14 protein-coding genes and 2 pseudogenes are annotated in these 20,025 nt (G+C 54.6%); 10 read left to right on the forward strand and 6 right to left on the reverse strand.

The window, feature by feature from the left end:
- Positions 1-20 precede the first annotated feature (20 nt).
- From BLT00_RS32450 to BLT00_RS06100, 4 genes and pseudogenes are all read left to right on the forward strand, one after another.
- The gene (locus BLT00_RS32450; protein WP_057448444.1) at positions 21-398 is read left to right on the forward strand and encodes an IS66-like element accessory protein TnpA; all 378 of its coding nucleotides are present in this window, start codon (positions 21-23) and stop codon (positions 396-398) included.
- On the forward strand, positions 395-739 hold the full coding sequence (gene tnpB, locus BLT00_RS06090) for an IS66 family insertion sequence element accessory protein TnpB (RefSeq protein WP_092143378.1): 345 nt from the start codon (positions 395-397) through the stop codon (positions 737-739). Before BLT00_RS32450 ends, tnpB begins: the two co-directional genes overlap by 4 nt.
- 35 nt (positions 740-774) lie before the next feature.
- A pseudogene (locus tag BLT00_RS06095) lies at positions 775-1,573 on the forward strand (transposase).
- A 3-nt stretch (positions 1,574-1,576) separates the two neighbouring features.
- On the forward strand, positions 1,577-2,161 hold the full coding sequence (locus tag BLT00_RS06100; protein WP_092143382.1) for a plasmid pRiA4b ORF-3 family protein: 585 nt from the start codon (positions 1,577-1,579) through the stop codon (positions 2,159-2,161).
- Here the strand turns inward: BLT00_RS06100 and BLT00_RS06105 are convergent, their stop codons facing one another.
- Positions 2,162-2,635, reverse strand: coding sequence for a hypothetical protein (locus BLT00_RS06105; protein WP_092143385.1), 474 nt, complete (start codon positions 2,633-2,635; stop codon positions 2,162-2,164).
- 87 nt (positions 2,636-2,722) lie between these two features.
- On the opposite strand from BLT00_RS06105, the gene BLT00_RS06110 reads away from it, so the two are divergent.
- Together BLT00_RS06110 and BLT00_RS30845 are read left to right on the forward strand one after the other, a co-directional pair.
- Entirely contained in the window at positions 2,723-2,983 is a 261-nt protein-coding gene (locus tag BLT00_RS06110) for a helix-turn-helix domain-containing protein (RefSeq protein WP_092143388.1), read from the forward strand.
- A gap of 148 nt (positions 2,984-3,131) precedes the next feature.
- Positions 3,132-3,332, forward strand: coding sequence for a hypothetical protein (locus BLT00_RS30845; protein WP_139199604.1), 201 nt, complete (start codon positions 3,132-3,134; stop codon positions 3,330-3,332).
- A gap of 288 nt (positions 3,333-3,620) precedes the next feature.
- Here BLT00_RS30845 and BLT00_RS06120 read toward each other — a convergent pair whose 3' ends face one another.
- A complete protein-coding gene (locus tag BLT00_RS06120) occupies positions 3,621-6,017 on the reverse strand; it encodes a DUF4238 domain-containing protein (protein ID WP_158265814.1) in 2,397 nt (798 codons plus the stop codon).
- A gap of 976 nt (positions 6,018-6,993) precedes the next feature.
- Between BLT00_RS06120 and BLT00_RS06125 the strand changes: the two genes are divergently transcribed.
- The 3 genes from BLT00_RS06125 (at position 6,994) to BLT00_RS06135 (ending at position 11,401) form a co-directional block, all read left to right on the forward strand.
- A complete protein-coding gene (locus tag BLT00_RS06125; RefSeq protein WP_092143397.1) occupies positions 6,994-7,608 on the forward strand; it encodes a hypothetical protein in 615 nt (204 codons plus the stop codon).
- 240 nt (positions 7,609-7,848) lie between these two features.
- Positions 7,849-9,627 (forward strand): ATP-dependent nuclease, encoded by a 1,779-nt coding sequence (locus BLT00_RS06130; protein WP_092143400.1) that lies wholly within the window; start codon positions 7,849-7,851, stop codon positions 9,625-9,627.
- The gene (locus BLT00_RS06135; RefSeq protein ID WP_092143403.1) at positions 9,620-11,401 is read left to right on the forward strand and encodes an ATP-dependent helicase; all 1,782 of its coding nucleotides are present in this window, start codon (positions 9,620-9,622) and stop codon (positions 11,399-11,401) included. Before BLT00_RS06130 ends, BLT00_RS06135 begins: the two co-directional genes overlap by 8 nt.
- A gap of 194 nt (positions 11,402-11,595) precedes the next feature.
- On the opposite strand, the pseudogene BLT00_RS32070 reads toward BLT00_RS06135, so the two are convergent.
- The 4 genes and pseudogenes from BLT00_RS32070 to BLT00_RS06150 all read right to left on the reverse strand — a co-directional run.
- A pseudogene (locus tag BLT00_RS32070) lies at positions 11,596-11,740 on the reverse strand (plasmid replication region); the annotation flags it as partial.
- 140 nt (positions 11,741-11,880) lie between these two features.
- Complete coding sequence (locus tag BLT00_RS06140) at positions 11,881-12,702, reverse strand: hypothetical protein (RefSeq protein WP_092143406.1); 822 nt, start codon at positions 12,700-12,702, stop codon at positions 11,881-11,883.
- Between the two features lie 62 nt (positions 12,703-12,764).
- Entirely contained in the window at positions 12,765-14,576 is a 1,812-nt protein-coding gene (locus BLT00_RS32000; protein ID WP_218190042.1) for a hypothetical protein, read from the reverse strand.
- A gap of 352 nt (positions 14,577-14,928) precedes the next feature.
- A complete protein-coding gene (locus tag BLT00_RS06150; RefSeq protein ID WP_092143409.1) occupies positions 14,929-18,825 on the reverse strand; it encodes a hypothetical protein in 3,897 nt (1,298 codons plus the stop codon).
- A gap of 406 nt (positions 18,826-19,231) precedes the next feature.
- Between BLT00_RS06150 and BLT00_RS06155 the strand changes: the two genes are divergently transcribed.
- On the forward strand, positions 19,232-19,963 hold the full coding sequence (locus tag BLT00_RS06155; RefSeq protein WP_092143412.1) for a hypothetical protein: 732 nt from the start codon (positions 19,232-19,234) through the stop codon (positions 19,961-19,963).
- The last annotated feature ends 62 nt before the right edge of the window (positions 19,964-20,025 follow it).

A 20,025-nucleotide genomic window follows, 5' to 3' on the forward strand; every position in this document is an offset into this window, starting at 1 on the left:
ATTTTTTAGTGGACACTATCTTGGATACAGTTGCCCCAGCCCGTCGAGCGGGTCGTCGCCCCAACTTCCCGCTCGACTTTAAACGCCGAGTCGTCGAAGCCACCTTCCAGCCCGGCGCCTCCGTGTCGTTGATCGCTCGCGAACATGACGTCAATGCCAACCTGGTATTTCGCTGGCGGCAACAGTATCAGGAGGGATTATTCGGCCCGGTTAGCCAGGGTATAACGCTCTTGCCCGTTCAGATGATCGAGACGCCAATGGATCTGGCGCAAGTCGTCCAGCCACCGGCAGAGCATTATTCCGAGATCGCAGTTGAAGTAGGAAAAGCCAAGCTGTGTATTACGGGTGCACCCGATCCGCAGACGCTGCAACTCGTCTTGCAGCAGTTATTGCGATGATTGCTCCTCCTGCTGGAACCCGTATCTGGATCGCCGCCGGCGTCACTGACATGCGCCGTGGCTTCGACGGATTGGCGGCTTTGGTGCAGACCCAGCTGAAAGCCGATCCCTTCTCCGGTCAGATCTTCGCCTTTCGTGGACGACGCGGTGACCGGATCAAGTTGTTGTGGTGGGATGGCGACGGCTTATGCCTGTTTTGCAAACGGTTGGAACAAGGGCGCTTTGTCTGGCCGCAAGCAACCAGCGGCAGCGTGTCGCTGACGAGCGCGCAACTGTCGATGCTGTTGGAGGGCATTGATTGGCGCAGGCCAATTCGTACAGCACCTGTCCTTGCGGTCTGACTTGCCGCACTGAAAAACCCCAGTAACATGCGGTCATGACTCTCGTGACCGACTCTATGCCCAATGATCTTCAAGCTCTGAAGGTTCTGGTCTCTGCCCAGCGGGCAGAGATTGAGCGCTTGAAGATGATGATCGCCAAACTGCGTCGCACACAGTTCGGTCGCAGCTCCGAGCAACTGGACACCATGATCGACCAACTCCAGTTGAGTCTGGAGGAGCTGGAAGTCAGCCAGACAACACTAACGCCTCCAACCGAACCGCCACTTCGTACCGTCCCTCGGCGCAAGCCGTTACCTGAACACCTGCCTCGCGAAATCCACGTCCATCAGCCCGAGTCGCAATGCGCTGACTGCGGTGGGAAGCTTCGCCAGTGAGGTTCGCGGTCAACCGCCCGACCGGCGAAAAGCAGCTCGGCAAAGCCGAGCCGGCCCACTGTTGCAGCAATTGCACGTGTGGCTTAGCCAAACACTGACTCAGCTGTCGAAAAAATCGGCATTGGGTGGTGCGATTTTCTATGCCCTGAATCGGTGGCAGGCACTGGTGCGCTACTGCGATGACGGGCGGATTGAGATCGACAACAACGCTGCCGAACGAGCATTGCGCGCCGTCGCGCTAGGCAGAAAAAATTATCTGTTCGTCGGCTCCGATGCCGGTGGAGAGCGAGCTGCTGCGATTTATAGCCTAGTGGGCTCTGCCAAACTCAACGACCTGAACCCGCAAGCCTATTTGACCCACGTGCTGGAGCGAATCGCCGAGCACCCCATCAACCGGGTAGAGGAACTGTTGCCCTGGAACGTTTCCCTTAACCCCCTCGAACACAGCGAGGCTGCTTGACTCATGCCCAAAACGATTTCTCCGTCCATGATTAAAACCGATCAGGTTCTGGTGCTGCACATCGAATTTAAATGGATAAAACCTTCGATCTGGCGTCGAGTTGCAGTGCCTGAAAACATCACCTTGAGCAAGTTGCATCAGGTGATCCAGGCTGTATTTGGCTGGAGCGACACGCATCTGCATGAGTTTGAAATTGATGGTGAAAGTTACGGTGTGCCTGACCCGGATTGGGGCCCGCCGGTGATTTCTGAGCAGCGTAAAAAGCTGATCAACGTGTTGTACGGGAAGAAGACGTTTCGTTATGTCTACGACTTTGGCGATAACTGGGAACTGCGCATCAAAGTCGAGAAAACCTTGCCCGCGATTATTTTCCCGCAGGTGCCGTGTTGCATCGATGGGGCCAATAGATGCCCGCCGGAAGATATTGGCGGTGTGGCTGGTTATGAAGAGTTTCTGGCAGCGTTGGCAGATCCGAATCATCCCGAACATGAAGAAATGTCGGAGTGGTATGGGGATGATGGATTTGATCCGACGGCGTTTGACTGCGATTGGGTCAACCAATGGCTGAAGAAGCAGGTGAAGGCCTGATCAGCAAGAGGGTGTCGGGCGGACGCTTACGCTGCGAAGGTGTTTTACAGCTGAAAAAATGACACGGGTGGTACGCGGAGATGATCGACCCAGCTGCCGGTTCTCGGAATAGAGACGCTCACCCTCCAATCTGTAGACATATGTGCAGCTGTCGTCTTTGTCATCAACAACCTCGCTGATCTCAAGCAATCGTTCCATTTCCCAGCAATCGCTTCCATTCATATACCCCGGAGTAACCAGCTGTACACCCTTGAGCCAAAGACCGTTTCCTTGCTCTCCAAGCAACTGCTCGAATGCCGGAGTGCTAGGTATGAGCAGCATACTGATCATGACCTCCTCGCCGCTTTGTCGGGCGAGCTTGAGGTAAAACCAAGGGCACTGAAGCGTTTGCTCCACGTACTGCCAATGCTGAGTATTTTCATCCCCAAAATTTATTCCGAGAGGGATTTCAGCCTGCTTGTAGGTTACGAACATAGCGAGCCCTTCTGAGATTGAACACTATAGATTGTAGCTCTATAGAACTCAAAAAGGCTTCATCGTTCCTTTTGCGAGATCGGCAATATGGAACTGAAGCAGGCATTTGGCGTGGCTCTGAAACAGCTGAGATCGAAAAGGAAGCTTTCGCAGGAGGATTTCTCCGATGTCAGCAGTCGCACCTATCTCAGCACTCTAGAGCGCGGCCTGAAGAGTCAGCTGGCATCTGTTCTGGACGTTCATCCGCTGACTATTCTCGTAGGTTGTTATCTGCTTCAGGACAATCCGATCTCACTCGACGAACTGTTTTCCCGCATCCGAACGGAGCTGCCAAGCGAGATGAAATGATCATCTGATAAATGACATGCCATTACCAGCAGCGGCAGAAGATCCATTCGTATTTCTGATGCCTCATACGAAGTGGATCAACGGAAGGCTGCGGGTTGTATGGCTTGTGCTAGCATCCAATCTGATCCGAAGATCGAGGTCAGCAACGATGAAGCGCCCTATTCAGCCGGAAAGTAGCCTCTCTGAAATTTTGGAAGGTAAACAGAAACGCCGCGATGCGTTAATGCTTGCTCTTAGCCTTGCGTCGCCGTCCGAGCTTGAAGGATCTGCTCAACGTTTGAAAGAGGCGATGAAAAAGTCAGCTGGATCACGTCGTCAACGCATTCTCCCTCCGGAGTTTGCCCGATAAGCAAAAGTACGGCTCCTCCCCTCTTGAAATACAGCTGCGCTTTGAAGTCTCCCCTAAGCCCCATACACAAATTTCTGAAAGTCGGTTCTGCGCCAGAACCCGTGATTTTCAATGTATTCAGTCCCAACTCATAACGACCAAGTCCCCCCGTGGCTTTGGCGAATTGTACTGCGCGGTGGAGTCATTTGAGGCTGCTTCGCGGGCAACGACTGCGTTGATCAACGGCGTAAGCCCGCACGTTGGACTGCCCAACGTCGAACAACTAGATATATGGCAGCGGATGATCTCTCAAGGCGCTTCCACGAATAGAGCCAGCGGAACGGTCTTCAGAGCGTTCTCATGCCCGTAGGTTAGGACCTGGCGCTGCACCGCTGTATAGGCAAATCCGTCCTCAGGAATAGCAATTCTGAGTCGTCGCGCAGAACCGGCGGGACAATCAGTCGTCCAACAATCCTGAGCAGCTAGGGATGCTACTTCAGTATTAGTTGCAAGCTGCTCAACCTGGCTTGCTATATCTCCCTGTGGCGCGATAAGCAAACTCGACACTTTTCTAAACACGCCTCGGAAATCGGACAAGCCCTCTGATGTCCGCAGGCGATAGATTTCGCGCAGATCATCAGCCAGCGTAAAGGACAACTCATCGGTCAAAGCCGTGAATGGTGCCCAGCAGGTTGCGGAAGGTTGAGCTTGCGCTGAAGCATGCAGTTGTCGCCAGAAAACCGGAAGATCCGTAAACACTGCGGCGCCGGTCACCTGGGCCATGAACATCGAAAGCTCAAGCGGTGCACAACGAAACGCCATGAGCTGGCTGTGCTCCTTTCCTGGCTCCACAGGCTGCAGTAGCGCCAAGGGGTCATCAGCTCTACTCTCTATGATTCGTCGTGCCATTTCATCGGCATCGGCCACATTAAGGTGGGGCGACGCTTTGCGGATGATGTTGCTGAAAGCCTTAAGTGGCAGCCGTGTGAGTAGTCGCTCAGTATCGTCCTCGGCAAGGCGCTTGAGAAAACCAGTGTCGTCGTGAGAGTCCCCCGCAGCACCGACGCGAGATAGCGCCATGTCCCGCATCGCCTTGCCAAAAGCGAAATCGAGCTCGCCCGGGTCAGGGACGAAGTGAACTATCCCGGCCCGAATGAAAGGCTCGAGTTCGAGTAAGAGCATCACATTTTTCAGGGTCTGCACCCTGTGCTGAGCTGGATTTTCGACGGGGCTGAACTCAGGCCGTATACAGGTCGGATTGATAAACGGGTTGAGGAGCACGACCTCGTCGAAATAGCTGGTCCAGGCCAGCACACTGGTGACGACTGTGCGGGGGTCGATGCAGCCCATGTACACCGCCCGAAAAATTCGAGGATCCGGCCGCGGCCAAAGCTCCCTGAAGTTTGTGTCAGCTGGCCACAATGCCTGAAGACACCGATAAATTTGCGCGACGTGCTCGTCGTTCAGTTCTGCGCGCACGTCGTTCCAGCTTTTCCCGCTGTCCAACCCGAGGATGTTGTTCACCTTGCCGATGAACATCAGGTTGCGCTCCCGAATGCTTGCCACCGACCAGGTAGGACGATGAGCTTCAGGAATATCCTTGCAACACGCTGCAAATGAACAGCCGCTGCCGCAACCGCACTCAGCTCCATCCTCAATGGGAGCTGACTGGGGAGTTTTCTTCAGGTACTCATGGCTGCCCGAGGTACGCCCATACGGGTCTTGATAGTCCGTTGAGCCATCCTCGTACCCGACGTACATCTCTCCGCCAAAATGCCAAAGCTCGTTAGCTGGAGGGCGTAACACCTCCCCGATCTCGCTCCAATCGCCGGCGTATTCCTTCTCCGGATAGAGCCAATCCTGCACTGGCGCCGCCACATGCTTCCGCGCGCGCGTCTTTAGAAGGTAGTTGATCGTTACTACTTGTTCTCTAGACAGCGACCTTGATCGAATCCATGCATCCGTCCGAACCAGCGTTCTGCCTAAGTGCCGGGCATTCTGTCGGTCGGCTAGCAGGTCTAGGCCTGCTAGCCGGTTCGCGTAGTCGAGATGACTGAGGATCAGGCAGTGTTCTGCATCCAGGGGAAAGATCGTCTGAGTCCCGTTCCATTGCACGGCCGGCTCATTAGGGTAGCGACATGCCGAAGCGTCCGGCGGGCATGCCGCGTTGTAACCGGTGACAGGATGGTCGGTGATGATGAACTTCACGTCCGACTCTTTGGCAGAGACGATCTCGCGAACCCCTTCGCTCCAGATGGTCAAGTTCAGCGTCAGTAAGTGTTGCATTTCCCTCATCAGGCCAGACTGATCAAGCAGTGAGTAATGGGCATTGATCCAGTCTAGGCCTTTCGGCGTACGCAACTTCTGCGCGCCCAGGTATTCGAAAAAAGGCTCAAAGGCATGATGTACGTCCTCTGGCTGACTATTGGCGAGTTGGCGAACCGCGACTGCCCCAGCATTGTCGATCTCACCAAACAACATACGCTCGATTTCATCGTTGGGCTGTCCCCCGGACCAGGTCGTGTAGAGATCCGTTGTCTTGAAGCTGCTCTTTGGGGCGCGTTTGGTGAGCGATTTCCCTGGGCCTTTCGGATAAATCGGCGGCGAGAGATCGAGATAGAAAAGCTGCGCTCCAGGAGCGGGTATGAAGCGCTTCTGGTACCACACGGGCACGTAATGGTTTTCGTGAGTGTGCTGGTCCGTCACGGAGAAGCTTCCGGTAGAGATAACGTGCGATTGATACAAAGCCAAGTTTCACAACGTCAGGAGGACGGTAATGACCGCCGTACCCGGACCCAATGACGCTCTCAATACTTAAGCGATGACGATTCGACGATAGCTAACCGCCGTGACCCCGTCCACTGGGTTCTGATCAACTCAACAGCCGAAGATGTGCAGATAGCAGCCCCGCCCAGCAAACCCAGTCCTACTGCGCTTACGGCGATATTCATTTTTCTATTCATCTCACGGGCACCTGATATCAAGCAGGCTAATGACGCTGGACATCGAACCACAGGTCAAGCCGCTTCGCGAGTGTAAACAGGGCATCCAAATTCCGACGGATTTTGACCCTCATCGCCGTGGGCCGTCCAGGCGTGTCAGCGTCGTCACGCAGCGATCTAGCGTTTGAGTGACTTGTCACCGGCAAGCCTCGCCTCACCTACTCAATCGCCGCCAGTGAAGGTACTGCGCGTGCTGCGGGCTAAGTGGTAGCTGCAGGCGGTGTTACAGCGCTTTCCCTGCTCGCAGTACCATTCCTTGGAGGGCTTGGAACCGTGCTAACGATTGGCCCATGGTCTGCTCCACGCCGCTGACACAATCGCGTTCCGAGGGTTAAAGGAGGCGGAAAAAATGCGGCGGGTGGGCATGCGGTACCGTTGGCCGCTGTCGACCTACCAACGCGCTCGTTGGCTCCCCCCGCTTAGTGGTCCACATGGCTGTTGAGCGATTTCTATACTTTTGCAAACCTCCTAGGTCGTCGGTCTGCCGTGCACCGCTCATGACCTTTTTGATACCATTGCGCCACTACTCTTCATCGGTGCATAGCGACCACGCCGACGGCAAGCTTCTGGCATCCGGCGGCGCCGTCGCACGATAACTTGATACTAGGGAGGCGATCTGGTTGCAGGTGGCTAGGCAGCCATGGACGAACACAGCTTGAACAATCGACAGGGATAAATGGATGCGTGAGTCAATCAAGGTCACTTTGCAAGCATGGGTCAGTCAATTGGAAGCACAAAGAGTCGCTGATGCAGAGTATGCAGAAGATGATGTCTTCCTCGACTACAAGGTGCTGGGTGCTGCAACTTTCCTGAAGCAGATTGCCTACGAGCAGGATGATATGGAGCTCCTCGCTATTGCCTCGAAGGCGGAGATACAGGTGAAGAGGTTGATTGAGGCCGAAGATGAGGCCGAACGCGAAAGGCTATGCATGCAGGAAGAGGAGTATGAGGCTGATCAGCGGATTAGAGAAATCTGCATCCATCACTTCTTCATCGAACCCGCGTTTTCAGTGGACATGTCCAAATACGAGGCGATGATCGAAGCGTCCGCCGCAGGTTTTTCCGATCCTCATAAGCTTGCCAGCTTGAAGAAGTATGTCGATACAGCCCAGGTGCTGAATAAAATCTACGACAAAGTGAAAAGCCGCTTGCGGCGCGCATCTGCTTTGAACGGGGGACTACCGACTTTTGAAGAAGTGTTGCGGGCATTTGAGGCAGAGCTGCAGGAAATTTATCGCCTCGCGGACGCCCATGTACCGAAGGTGATCATCCGGCATGCTGAGGCTCAAGCCTGAGTCGATGTTTCCGATCTGACGGGCTGGGGAAGGCCGCACACTGCGGGCCAATGTGGCCCTGATTCAGGCTTTACGATGCTGTGCCCTGGCACAGTAGCTGACAGCACTACGCTGTGTATGAGAATGCTGTGCGATGTCCTGTCCTTGGCGCGTTTGCTCTTGGTCGAAAGTCGATATCGACGCGATACCCTCAAAGTGATATCACTTCTCCGCAGATCCGCGCGTGATAGAGGGAATGACATGCGTCTAGCCAAATTGATCATCCACAACTTCCGAAATTTTCAGAGCGTCGACATCCCGCTCGCTGGCAACGTGGTGTTGCTGGGAGAGAACCGAGTCGGCAAGAGCAACCTGCTTTTCGCCATTCGACTGGTACTTGACCCGACCCTCCCTGATTCGGCGCGGCAACTGAGGCTCTCGGACTTTTGGGATGGATGTGACCTCACGCACGATCCTCAGATTGAAGTGCATCTCGATTTCACCGATTTCGATCATGACGATGCACTGGTGGCTTTGTTAACCGACTTTCGCATAGCCGCTGATCCTAAGGTCGCACGACTGAGCTATGCCTTTCGCAAGAAAGCTGAGGTAACAGGAGTGCCGCAGTCTGGCGAGGATTGCGAATTCATCGTCTATGGCGGAGGCGATGAATCCCGGTCAGTGCCAAGTCGAGTGCGTCGCCGGATTGCGCTCGACTTACTAGATGCCTTGCGCGATGCAGAGGGACAGCTCGCATCCTGGCGTAGTTCGCCACTTCGGCCATTGCTCGAAGACGCGGTTGCTTCAGTCAGCCGCCCCGAGCTGGAGAATGTCGCCGCCGATCTTGAGGCAGCAACTAAGAAGATGGAAAGCTTCCCGTCGGTGAAAGCGCTCGAAGACTCGCTCCGCAATGGCATTCTTAATTTGTCTGGAAAGACACATGACATAGATGCTCGGTTACGCTTCGCGCCGGCCGACCCCCTGCGGCTGTTTCGATCGATTTCTATGTTCGTCGACGACGGGAAGCGTGGTATTGCTGAAGCGAGCTTGGGCTCCGCCAATGTCGCGTTGGTCGCGTTAAAACTGGCGGAGTTTGCCTGGCGGCGAGCAAAGAATGAGCGAAACTATTCGCTGCTGTGTATCGAGGAGCCCGAGGCGCACCTTCATCCTCAGCTTCAGCGAGCCGTGTTCGACAAGCTTTTCCAGAGTACCGACCCTGCTCAGGCGCTGATCGTCACTAGCCACTCCCCTACCCTGGCTGCGGTTGCACCGCTGCGATCGGTCGTGAACTTGCGCTCAGTGAAAGGCGTTACCCTCGCGTATTCCCTAGCCTTGCTACCAGTAACGTCCGAAGAGCTCGACGATATCGAACGCTATCTGACTGGAACACGGTCCGAGCTACTTTTCGCACGGGGGGTAATCTTCGTTGAGGGCGACGCGGAGGAAGCGCTGCTACCTGGATTCGCAGAGGCGCTAGGTTACAACTTGGACCAGGTCGGCATTACCGTCTGCAATGTCGCCGGTACCAATTTCACGCCTTATGTGAAGCTCGCTAGCAGTCTCGGCCTGCCATTCGCTGTCGTTACCGACTGGGACCCACTTGACGGTTCCCAGCCTCCGCTCGGGAAAGCCCGCACGGTAGGGATCTGGGACGCCCTTTGCACTGTATCCGCAGCGACTCCGCTTACGCCCGAAGGTCGCACATGGTGCGAACAAGCCGATTTCACCGCTTTCAGTTTGGCTTGGGCAAAGCGGGGGATTTTCCTGAACGACCGGACCTTCGAAGTTGCGGTGGCGAATACCCCCGACCTACTTAAGGTGTTACTCGACATCCTCGACGAACAGGAGTTTGGCACCATTCGCACGAAACGCATCGCCGCCTGGCGTTCCGGTACGGACGTCGATCCCGACCAATTACTCGCGATGATTTCGGACATCGGCAAGGGTCGCCTGAGCGCGAAGCTCAAAAGGAAACTACCTGGATTGGTACCGCCAGCCTATATCGCATCGGCGATTCAGTTTGTGGTGTCCCATGTCTAAACGTCTCGCGCTGGAAGAAGCGCTCGCGGAGCTTGCACACAACTCAGAGCAATACGAAGCGGTATGTGAGCGCGAGCATTGCGTGGTTCTGGCCGGTCCAGGCAGCGGCAAGACCAAGACGCTGACCACCGCCATGGCGCGCACGCTTATGGAGGATGTTATCGATCCGCGTGGGGTCGCATGCATCACCTACAACAACGAATGTGCGATTGAACTTGAAACGCGTCTTTCCAGATTCGGCGTCATGAGTAGTGATCGTAGCTTCATCGGCACCGTCCATAGTTTTGCGCTCACCCAAGTCATTGCTCCTTATGCCCGCTGTATTGCAGGCCTTCTTCCAGGCAGCTTTCGCGTCGCGACGCGCGCTGAGAGCCGTCGTGCGGTTGAGACGGCCCATGAGACTGTCTTCGGCGATGCAGACGATCCGCAGGAGCGGTGGGGCTTTGCTGAGGAAAAGCGCCGCCGTGAGGTTGATCGCAGCCGCCCCAGTTGGAGAGGGAGCAACCCTGAACTGGCCGATTTCATCGAAGCGTACGAGACCGAGCTACGGCGCAAAGGGCTGATCGATTTCGACGACATGCCGCTCATTGCCTACCGCATGGTGAAGGAAAACCAGTGGATCCGTGAAGCCCTCCGAGCTCGCTTTCCCGTGCTGTTTGTCGATGAGTATCAAGACCTGGGTCATGCGCTCCATGAACTGGTATTGCTCCTCTGCTTCGAGGGCGGGATCCGGCTATTTGCGGTCGGTGATGCCGATCAGTCGATCTACAGCTTCGCGGGCGCCAATCCCGGACTACTGCAAGGGCTTACTGAACGAAGGGACGTCAAAACAGTTCGCCTGCGCTTCAACTATCGATCAGGTGCGAAGATCATCAACGCCTCAATGGCTGCGCTTGGCGAGGAGCGTGATTATTGTGGCGTGGAAGGTGCCTCAGAGGGAAATTTAAGCTTTTTTCCGGTTCCGGGAGGCCTTGACCAGCAAGCGTCGTATATCGCCAAAACCGTCTTACCCCATCTCATAGCAAGTGGGTTTCAAGCCGAACAGGTCGCGATTCTCTACCGCGCTGCCTGGCTCGGTGACAAGGTTGCGGTTGCGCTTGAAAGTGCAAACAGCACCTTTGTCCGTACTGACGGCAACGCGCTGGTGAAACGCAGTTCCTACCTTGCTCGCTTCATAGAGTCCTGTGCCGGCTGGGTTACTGGCGGGTGGTGTGTTGCAGCTCCACCTTATGGTCGACTACTCAGCCAGGCGCGCTCACTTGTCTACGGAGGACGTGCGAATGAGGCAGAGGAGGATGCACTATCACTCCAGCTGATGGCATTTCTGCGCAGCAGCATTGATGCAGGCGAAACCACTCATACTTGGCTACACCGTGCTTATCAGGAGTTGATCGTGCCTTGGCGGGCCATTGCCCGAAACGTCCACCAGGAATGGGAGGTTTGTTCCGAGATGATCGCGCGAACCGATCCGGTGGAGGGTCGTGACATTCCGCTCAACACCTTTGCCGGCCGATTCGACGGCACTGGCCGAGTGACCTTGAGCACGCTGCACAGTGCCAAAGGCCGCGAGTTCGACGCTGTCATCCTGTTCGGTATCAATCAGGGCGATATTCCCAACGCGCGAGACAACCGAAGTACTTCTGCACTGCGTGAAGCCCGGAGACTCTTCTATGTCGGCGTCACGCGCCCTCGTAGAGAGTTGTGCCTAGTGTATCAGGGGAACAATCAATCGCCCTGGGTTGATGAGCTATATCGGCGCAGTCTGAGTGGTTGATATCCGCCTCGCTCGCTTACATCTTGCTGACGCAAGATCTGACCATTAAGAGAAGTATCAAAGCCCAGAAGTCATAGGTGGCCATGAGAAAACACAATCAGCGCTTTTTGGGCGGCGCCGCTCTTGCGTTCGGCCTTGATCGTTTGCCGCAACTGCTGCTCCAGGGTTTCAACGGTAGATCGGCAGACCGCCACCGCCTGCTGACGATGCTGGGCGGCATCCCGGTGATGCTTGATCCTCAACTGCCGCGAGCGGCTCTCTCTCGGTGAGTAACACCTGCCGCTGTTCGGACAGCGCTTGTTCGGCTGCGCCCTGGGCCAAGTGGATCGCCTGTTGCCACGACTGCCCATTCGAACCGTATCCATATCCTCACTACAGCCGGCGAGCTCGATCATCTCAGCAATCAGCGCCCGCTCGACCTGCAGCTTGGAGTGCCTCCGGACCAGATGGCAGAAGGATGATACAGGTGCACTCCCCCATCAACCCGGATCACCCGCGGAGCCCTTCCTGCGCCAGCTCAATCGATCGTCCTTGTCGAGAACAAATAGGCCAGACCAGATCGCCAACCAGAACTGTACCGTTACCAGCCACGGAAGGCTCATCACCCAGCCGACTATTTTGGCCATTGGCCGCCACCAGGGTGCCGAGCCAGATAGCTGACCGCCTGGAGAGTAGCGCCCAATATAGGAATATGTTCCAAACCAGCGCCAGAAAATTCCGAGTTCCTGCTTAGCAAAGTGGATGGCATCGAGATTCCAGTAGCTCCCCCAATTCTCCTTCCACTGTGAATTTTGCGCCCAGGTCTGGGTAAGCGTCTGCGTCAAAGGATCTGAAATCCTTTCAAGCCGCCCATCCTCGAACTCGACGCTGCAGAGCCGGAATCTGACCGTATCCAGTGAAAATCGGATGGCGTGTTGGTTAACGTCAATGGGCTCGCACATGGGGAGATTGACCAAGCTGTAAATGATCGGTGTGGCATCCACATCGAAGATCGTGATGCTTTCCTGGTACCGCACATCCATGCCCTTGGCTTCAAATACCCCCTTGAAGCATTTGACCACATGCTTCCTCGCACGGAACGCAATTTTCGACACCTGCGGCAATGGGTCGGTCGATTGGGCAATGCGCAGCGTATATTCCAGATCTTCGCCAAGCAGCTCCCAATATGCGCCTAACCCGTACTGGTTCGACCATCTTCGGTGGGACACCAGGTAGGTTTTGTAGAACAGCACTTTTTCGATCCTCCTCCAAGCCCACCCAACCACTATTCCAGCAAGCCCCCAGGGAATAGATACCGCCATCACCGCTCATCCTCATGTCATCGTCAGTTGTTCCGGCGCGTCAACCATCCCCCGGAAAAGTCTCATTCTTGGCAAATCACACAGCCAAATGCACCTACCTCTGCACAGGCAGCAAAGAACGAGGACAGCAACCAATACAGCTGCACAAAGTAGGGGTCGGCATTACCTCCCGCCTGAATACTTTTGAAGGCATCACTGACGGCCGCTTTGCTGAGGGATGAGGTGACAATGGCGACTCGCTTCATGGTATGCGGGGCGTCGCGGCAAAGGTTCATGCCGGCGACAGCGGCTGCTGCATCGCCCTTGCAGAACCGACTGATATTCGTGGTTGTACTGTCATTTTTGTAGGGCTTTCGCCATTTGCGGTACTTCGATCGCATTTTAGCTGCTGGGAGTCCGAGGCTTCCCAGGTTCTTGATAGCTTGGCTGACCGAAATATGGAACGGGCTTGCTCCCAAAGAGAGAGCACCGTGCTTGGCATGATAGAACGTGATGCGGGGCGCTCCCGGATCAGTCTTTAAGCCAATGAAATCAGCCCATTCGTCGCCCAGGTCATCACAGACGACGATGTCGTCCTCAGCGGCGATCGTTGCCAAAATCACTCCAAACGTGGAGTCTGAGTCGAATGCGACCTGGGTTGCCTTGAAGTCCCCCTTCTCATCCGTAACCTTAGCAAGCTCTTTATCCTTGAACAGGTATCCGAGGAACGAAGCCCCACCATTGGTCAGCGAATCATCCTGGTACAGGCTGCCATCGATGTACGCGAATTGGGGCGCATCAAAAAGAACGATGAATGTGTCAGTACGATCAATAAATCTTCTCAGGGGAATACGGTCGGCATCTGTGCCTACAGGCAGATCTGCCCTTTCCACGGCCACATCTTTGATCGCGGGCAAGTCCAACTGCTTGAACGAGATCCGAGATTTGTTTACGACGATTTCACCGACCTCAGCGCCGCTTACCGGATCCTTGAGAAGAAGCTTGGTCTTCGTCTTCTCCACCAAGAACACAGTACTCAACTCCTGCAGAACCTCTTCGGTTTCCAGCCGGTTCAGTTCCCGATGACCCGCTCCATCTGGCTTGACGAACCTAATCTCGTTGAGCTCAAAAATGGCGTCCTGCAGGAGTGCCGTGTCTACCCCAAGCTGATTGGGCACCGCCTTGAGTTGCGACAGCTCCATGGGTCGAGCGAATGCACTCAGGAAGCCAGCAGACGCCACTTCGCCCTTCAGCTTGATTTGATCAATGATTTCGCAGGCGAACCTCACTAGCTGTTCATACCCGGAACGGTCTGAGCGCTGTGAGATGCGGCCAGTACGAGGAGTCGTCGAGTAATGCTCCCCATCTTGCAGGAAGCTATATCCCAATGGCGCGAAGCGGCCGGATGACGCCATACCTACAGCATTCCGTAAATCCGGGGCTTCGAGGGTTTTGCTGCGCAGCGCCAGTCGTGACGTCGTCATATGACGCAACCGTACGCGGTCAAATACAGCGTCTTCAGAGGTGAGCCCGTTATCAATATTCTGCGCGCTCATCCGCACCAGGTGCGTTTTGACAAACTCCGAGGGCAGATCGAGCTGCGATTTGAACACCGCGACATGGTCTTCGTACTCCACGATCAGCAAGTATCCGCTCACCCTCTCCATAATCGACGTGGAGCCAGCCAGGAACGCCGGCTTACGATCAAACTGAAAGCAGAGCGCAGACCAGTAGGCATTCCCGTATTGCTCGCGGTTGTAGCTAAAATGGTTATTGGATGGCGCAATCTGGCCTGCCCGGACCGTCCGAAACACGGCAGAGATGGCCTTGGCAGTAATGGGACGGTGTTGCTTATAGAAGTAGCAAGACTTACTAGCTTGGAGCTCATTGATCATAACCGCATCCTTACCCATGATCGCCAGGTAAGCTGACCCGGCCACAGCCTGGCAAAAGGTAGCCCAACGCGATCATTGGCGTCTACTTAACTTTAGGATGGAGCCCGACCCTCTTTTGTCCCGCCGCGATGCATGCCAACGGCTGACTCAAAAAGTGCGCAACTCCCTAGGCAGATCCCCTTGGTCGTGACGTTATAAAAGCAGATGCCCGCGAACGGAGGTCGGGCATCTAATGAGCAAACGATTTCAAACAGGCGTTGCTCACCATCATCATCTCCCTGGCTCGCCAACCTCGTCTCGTCGGCGCTCACTAGCACAACGCTGCCCTTGCCGCCTGAACCTGAAAAAGCGATCAGCTTTCAACGCCGGTGCTCCCCAATCGAAATGCAGCACGTTCCATAAGGGCTAAACGAATGCCAAGGATTTCATACGTCAGATCTGTCATAGTCCCGCGTAGACCGGCTGACAAATCAGAAGCTACTATTTCGCCCTCTTCATTTTCTAGCTCGTTCTGAAAGCGACTGAACGCACGACTGAGAGAACCTGCTACGTCGATAAGTACATCATCTGCGGTATCTTCTAGCTTCGTCGCTATGCACTCCATACTGCGTCTGCATCGCTCCATCATGCTGGTTACAAACTCAAGCTCTTTGGCATTCATCTCACGTCCTGATTCTGCGCAAGCTGCCGACATAGCTCCGATGGCCTCCAAAGCCTCATCGTAGAGCCTTAAGTCTTCATCGATTATCGGAGAGTACGGTACGCTATCTTTCCATTTGTCAGCGAAGGTAACGTCGGGAAATAACGAAACTATGAAAGTCATGCCCATAGGAGCTAAGCGTCCATTGATTACCGCTCCGTAGCTAACGGTTGCTTGGGGCGATAGTGCAGCTGCCACTGCGGAGAAAGACTCCTCCGTGGTTAACCAATCAAAAAGCGCCTCAACCTTCAAGAGAACGGCAAACTCAGCATCTGGCCATTGAGCACCACTGCTTTCGGGCTGATTACGCGAATACACTTCAACGTTCAATCCTTTGTCCGCCATAGCGAGCCGTATCTGTTCTCGGCGAGCGGATGTCAATGACTCAGCCCTTTGGCACGCATCTTCCGCAGCTCGACGTAGAATGGAGTGGCGACGACTCGTGGTACGAAAACGACTTGCAAACACAAGGCGTTGATCCGGATTCATAGCAGTGTCGGCAAGTACGGCGCGTATCTGCCGAAGCGTCTCGGCTATTTGAACCAACATTTCCAGGGGAGGCTCGCTGGTCATGCGCCATAACTCTGGGCGATGTAATAACTCCGCTTCGCGCACCAAGCTAGCTGTCCGGGCAGCCATAAGGTTCGGCTTTTCCGAAACACCGTCAGTGAGCTCAGTCATCAGCCGCTGCAGACCTGTAACGAAGTCATGGAGTTTGTCACTATCACTCAACTTACCTGCTGATAAAGGTCCGGTGAGCGATTCATTGATACTCGGAGGTTGAATGAACGTGGTGAGCCAGTCCCGAATCTGCAAAAGCATTTTCCACTTCGCTCCCGGAGTTTCCATCCGACAGTAGAAATCCCCCGCCTCCCTCAGCTTGACTCCAAGCTCATTGACAGCGACGGCTAACTCCGTAGTTCGCTGGGTTTCGGTCGGCGCAGCAACCAAACGATTGATCGCTCGAATTTCAGCCTGGTTCCAGGCAATACGTGCAGGAGCAATCACTGCATGCCGCGGCATACGTTTGGAGTTCTGAGAGTGTTCACCATATCCAACAGGACGGCCGTCGCTGAAGATCGCGTCTGCGATGAGGAGCTCAGCATCAGGTACCACAGCGCTCATGGCCGTGCAAAGGCGTACGACTTCCTCGTTCAGATCTAACTGAACCTCTGGGTGAACGAAACGGACGTACCCAGTAACACTGAGCATGCCGTCGGACTCTCCGATTTCGGGTCGAGTTACCCAAGGGCTTTCATTGTACAAACGACTAATAAGAGCGGTCGTACCCCCGGACATCTCGACAACGGTTCGCGCAGCATCTAAATCTACTTCTCTTAGCGTGATGAGAAGAGCTAGAAGATCTTCCAGGGGCGCTTCAGACAAGTCACCACTTGGAATGCACCTGATAGACGGCGGTGATTTGCAACCGGCAATTGGCAACAGCGTAGCGGCGAGCTCAGCTGTCTCGCTAACACTTAGTTGGGTAGGCCAAGCGTCTGTCGCCATCTCGATCAAAATGCTACGAAGATCGGCGACATTTACTTTCGAGAAGGAGGCGTGCGCTATCTTCGGTTTGGCGAACAACGGTTCGTCGCCGAAATCCACACTCGCAAGAGCAAACATAAAAGTGAACCCGCTTAAGCGGTCATCAATATCTGCTGAGCGAGAAATTTCCAACCATTTTTCTGCAACTCGATCCGCGGTTGCGAGTCCGAGGCCATGAAGAACTGGCGTCCAGCACCGCCCTTCTTCTGTCTTTAGCCGAGCAGCGAGCCCCCCCAACATTGCTTTTTCCTCTTCAGGCCATCGTCGCAAGACCCGGACGATGAAAGCCGCGAAGGTATCGCTCGCAAGGGTTTCAGCTGCCGCTGTAACTGCCCGACTTCGAGCTTCACCGAGAAGCTCTCGGATGGCTCCGTCCAGATATGTCGAACGAATCTCATGCAACCCTGCAAGCGCCCCGTCAGGCCTGGCACGCACCGCATGCTCATCGACCAGTCGCTGAAGCAGCTTTGCAAAGCGAGGCTCATCCATTCCAGAAAGTATTCGAAGCCGAACTGGATCTATAGCTGCCCCTTGAGCAGCAGCAAAGGAAATGGTCCTTAGAATCATCAGCTCATCGTCCCGGTCTTCGGCAAGACGACGACGTACCTGCTCACGAATCGTCTCCTCAAGGCGCTCCCCAGCAGTTAGCAAGTGGGTGTACTCGAGAAGCAGACCGTTACTTAGTTCAAATGGCTCTTGCCAGTGACTGAAAGCTACTGAGCCGGACGTTTGCAGAGCTTTCCAGATTCCGTATGCCAGACTCTCATCGAGCTTGGGTCGGATCGTCGGCGTACGAGCTGCGGATGACAGAAGAAAGATGTCCTCTTCTCTCACCGTTCCGATGGCAAGTAGACTTGCTTGGGCCTCCACCTCCCGAACGAGCGCGTCCCATCCCGCCGTCTCCTGACGGCCCACATCGTCAACGACAAAACCGACGGGGCGCTCAGGGCTCGCTTCTAGTAGTTTGGCGAGCTGAACGAGCTTTGCTACATCGGCGACCTGCAGCTCCCGAATGCGATACCAGCGCACGGCATGACGTGTATGGTGAGCCGACAACCAGGCAAGTGCTGACTTCCCCGCTCCGGAAGGACCCGCAACCAAAGCAAATCGCTTTGCCTCAAGGCTGGTTAAAATGTCCGCCATCAACTCCGGTCGAGCAAACACTAGACCAGCCCCGACGTGCCCCGGTGCCACGTTGACACCTCGGTAGAAGCCCCCAGCCGGCATAGGTTCGCTGAAATTTGCAATCTCTGCGAGGCCAGCTATCAGATCAACGTAGCCGATAGGATCAATGACCCCTTGAACCCCATCGATAAGTATCTGCACGTCGCTGCGGTCCAATGTTTCTGGCTTCTCGCTCGATGCTAGATAGTTAGAATCAGATGCTTTCCCAGCCTGCTCGCGAAGTTGTTGCAGCACCAGCCGCACACCCGCAGGCGGTAGTGATGTGCTGGTGAGAGCAGCGCAGCCGCGTTCTAGCGGGTCGGGCTCAATCACCAGATGGGTGCGTGCCAGTAAAGCCTCGACCAAATCATTGTCGGGTTGCCCTAAGGCCTCTGCCAAAAGCTTTTCGAATTTCGTCAGATCTTGGTCACTTTCGGCAAGTGTGACTATCCAACCTGTAGGTTGAATACCCTCAAGCGGTCGCTCTAGCACCAGTGCTAATCTCACCCGATTGGATTCACGCCAATCGTGAGGTAGATCCTTAGCACTCTTGGCGAGGTGTTTTGCCGTCTCGGCTTGGGAAAAGACACCCTGAGGATCATGCCTGGCCTTGAGCTGGGCTCTAAACTCAAGCTCAGGTCCGTGCAAGGTAAGGTCGTCGACACCTTCCGGAATGAGCCGCGTCCAAGTGGCTTCACCGCGCCACGCCACTGAGGCGAGCCAAGCGGCCACCGCGTCCTGATATCGGAAACCCCGACCGGCCCGTGCACCTGATCGGGTCATACTCCAAAGCTCAGGATCAATTAACAACTGCCGAGTTAACCCAGGAAATTCCATTTTTTGGCGTCTCTTTCAATTATGTTGCTGAGCTTAATTGAGTTTGCTTCAAAGGTGAAAAACGGGTCTCCGGCTTCATTGGATCGATCGACATGTAACAAATTATTTGCAACAGAGCGCGGATTTAGGCGAGCAACACAGCTTTATCATTGTAGGCGACGAATTAAACTCACAAATCTAGGAAAACCGGGTGCCTAAGGCATGAACTGTAAACGCAACACCCAGCGAAACGACCTACTCTGTTAAACGGCGTATGGGTAAATGTTTACTCCTTCGCCTGAGCCGTCGGCCTCCTATCTCCCCCTCAGCTCCAATGACCAGAACGCTTAAGCATCAATAGCTACCAAATCCACAGGCTTGACTAGAATCTCTTCGACAAGGAGATCCTTCACGTGGAGCCAGCGCTATGTGTGATAACGGCAACGACGACAGCCCCCCTAATCACTCACGAATCGTGATATTTCCGTTTTCAGGACAGTCCAAGCAATGGGTCAATACGAGGGAAAACTGGCGAAAAGCCAGGCGCTCGAAGATTGAAGCCAACACAGAACGGACCGACCTGGCCGACTATGAGTTCTTCACGTTCGATGGACCTTCGAAAAAAAGGCTTAAAGAGCGTTTGAAGAGCTGCATAGGCCCTAACGAGGTCATCTACATTTTCGGACATTGCGCTCCAGGAAGCATTGACTTGTCCAAGGAAACCTCTGCTAGCAGCGAATCCATCACTGCCTTTGCCCTGGCTAAAACTTTAAAAAATCAAGTTTCGTTGAATAAAAGCTTTGCCGGGAAGATAAAAATTTATGGCTGTAACTCGGCATTGCCAAACGGCGCCAAAAAATCTTTCGCTCATTCATTTGCCTGCATCATGAAGCTCTACCTTTATCATAACTGCGAGATTCATGGGTACGCCGAAACGCTCGTGGATGGTTACGTAGGCGCGCATAAGATTGCCACTAGCGATGGCGCATTGATTAAAGCGCTAAACTCAATGATCCAGAAAGATGAAGCTTTCGGCTCCGGAATAGACGCCAAGTACAATGGCGACCATGATTTGCGCCCGAGTAAGTTTCGACAGAACATGGACGTCTCCGAAGAAATGGTACGTGAGTTCTACAATGGACTTAAATCAAACAAATAGAACAGGAATCTCCTATTCAATACTTCGTTTGAGTGTTGGCGTCACCCTCCTCCCGCCTATGC

Source organism: Pseudomonas sp. NFACC51, from assembly GCF_900103575.1.
GTDB lineage: Bacteria > Pseudomonadota > Gammaproteobacteria > Pseudomonadales > Pseudomonadaceae > Aquipseudomonas > Aquipseudomonas fluorescens_Q.